At 51.6% G+C, this 1,987-nt stretch carries 1 protein-coding gene; it reads right to left on the bottom strand.

The window, feature by feature from the left end; all coding sequences use genetic code 11:
• Nucleotides 1-186: 186 nt before the first annotated feature.
• Nucleotides 187-1,857, bottom strand: coding sequence for a hypothetical protein (locus O4H31_RS19435; protein ID WP_269348176.1), 1,671 nt, complete (start codon nucleotides 1,855-1,857; stop codon nucleotides 187-189).
• Nucleotides 1,858-1,987: the final 130 nt, after the last annotated feature.

The following is a 1,987-nucleotide window of genomic DNA, read 5'->3' on the forward strand; positions in this document are numbered from 1 at the left end:
ACCGATGCCCAAAGGTCTTCCTCTCAGCCATCGCTCTCGCCGCCACTGTCATCTACTGGCTATGAGTCCTGAGCCTAGCGCACAGCCGCGTCCTTCGGTCTGTGAGGAGGCTATTGTAAGGCGGACCTCGTTACGGTCGAAGCACCCTAGATGCTTAACCGTTGCCACCCATTCCAGTCGGCGATTTCAAGCGATAAGATCGAACTGCATCATGTCAGCTTTAAAGCCGATAGTAGAAACTGTGCCGCCATCACCCAAGGACCAGCTTTTCGCATAGATTTCATGCGTGCCGCCGCTTTCTTCAAAGGCGTCCATATGAACAAAAATGATCTCGGTTGCCAGATTGACGATCTTAACATTGCTGTAGGTTTGCAACAGGAAATCTAAATACGTTCTGGCATCCTTTTCGAAAAACTCGAAGCCACTGGAAGCCGAGGTTGAGGGGCCCGGAATATTCTGTGCCTCTTCTGCCTGCAGCAGCTGAGCCAATTCGTTCTGGGCGATCTTGTCGAGGTTGGCAATTTCAAAGTTTTCGAAAGCGGCATCAAAGCTCTGCAAGAAGTCGATTTCCTTAGACTCTTCATCTGAGGGATCGGTTGGACCTATCGAAACTTGCGCATCTTCGACACGCTTTTCTGTTTTAACAACGCCTTCCTCACGTGACATCAAAGCTGGAGACAACTCAGGCACATGAGGGGAAACACTCTTTGTCTCAACTATATGAGTTGCTGGCAGAGCATTATCCATCGCGGAGGCTTCGGCCTCGACGTCAATGCTTACCTCGCCAGACGCTTCTTCTTCATGCAATTGATCCGCTAGGTCCATTTGCCGCTGCTTCAGTTCGACAGCTTCAGAGGCCACCAAAAGCGCGGCCTCCTTCTCTTTAACTTGTGTGAGAGCCGCAGAAATTTTCTCTAAGCTCAGCTTTTTGAGAGCACTATTTTCATCCGTAGCCTCAAAAGCAATGCTCGCCGGAAGAGGTAGCCCAACAGCAAGAGCGATGAGGCTGAGGCTCACCCCCCCGGCTTTTACGCCATGCCCGGAAAGTCCTACATTTAGACTTTCGCGGCTTAGAGAAGTGCCTCCACCTTGCTTTGGCATTTCTGAAACCGTTGAAAGTGGAATCGCTTTTTGAGCGATGATGGGCAGGTCCGTTGTTTCGTCGACCTGCACATTAGGCTCACCCGCAGCCTCTCCTTCAGCAGAAAAGGGACCTGATTTTTCAGAAGTGCCTGCGGCAAGCATGGGCGTGGCTGCGATCAACTCGTCTGCCATCAGATAGACAGACCACACCAATGCGGCCAATGCCGCTGCGGGATGTATAAAGACGACATCCCGGTTGCGTTTCCCAATTGAAACAACATTTTGCCCGTCCTGGGCGACTGGCTGCACACGACGAGAGAACTCGGCAACCAAATCTTGTAGGCTAGCCCCTCGAATAGGCTTTTCCTGCACAGGGCTTGAAACTAAGTAGGACCCGTCAAAGCGGCTAAAGTGAACGAGGACCTCACCTTGGCTGTCGATAAAGACGAACCACGGGTCCCCCTCATCGCTCACCCCGCGATCCACTTCGGTGGTAACGCCCGCTAAAGCCAAAATCCGTTGTGTACGGTAGAGATCTGCCAATTCTTGATTCGACCACCCTATAGTGGAGGGGGGGAAGTCGCCGGAATGCTGCAGAAAAGAAATGTTGGAGCCAGAATCTAGGAGGTCATCCCTATTGGCGTCGACGTCCCTTGGGGTCCCGTAAAAATCTGCCATCGTGATGTTTTCGGCCATGTCCTCTGACTCAACCAAACCAGAGGTCGGCAGAGCGTTCGGTCTATTAGACTGAGGGAACCGAATAATATCAGACATTAAGCAAATCCTTTGCGCCACCATACCATTCTTAGGGCAAAGTCCAAGCTGTTATGAGCTACCCCCCGAACATCGGACACTGACGTAAGCTGCGATTTGTAGTTTGCTGATCTTCAACACGAAGGAGATC

Origin of the sequence: Sulfitobacter dubius (genome assembly GCF_027214245.1) — a bacterium.
GTDB classification, from domain to species: Bacteria; Pseudomonadota; Alphaproteobacteria; order Rhodobacterales; family Rhodobacteraceae; genus Sulfitobacter; species Sulfitobacter dubius_A.

What these genes read in the sequence shown, in the direction of transcription:
- O4H31_RS19435 (WP_269348176.1), bottom strand. Translation starts at nt 1,857, where the DNA reads ATGTCTGATATTATTCGGTTCCCTCAGTCTAATAGACCGAACGCTCTG.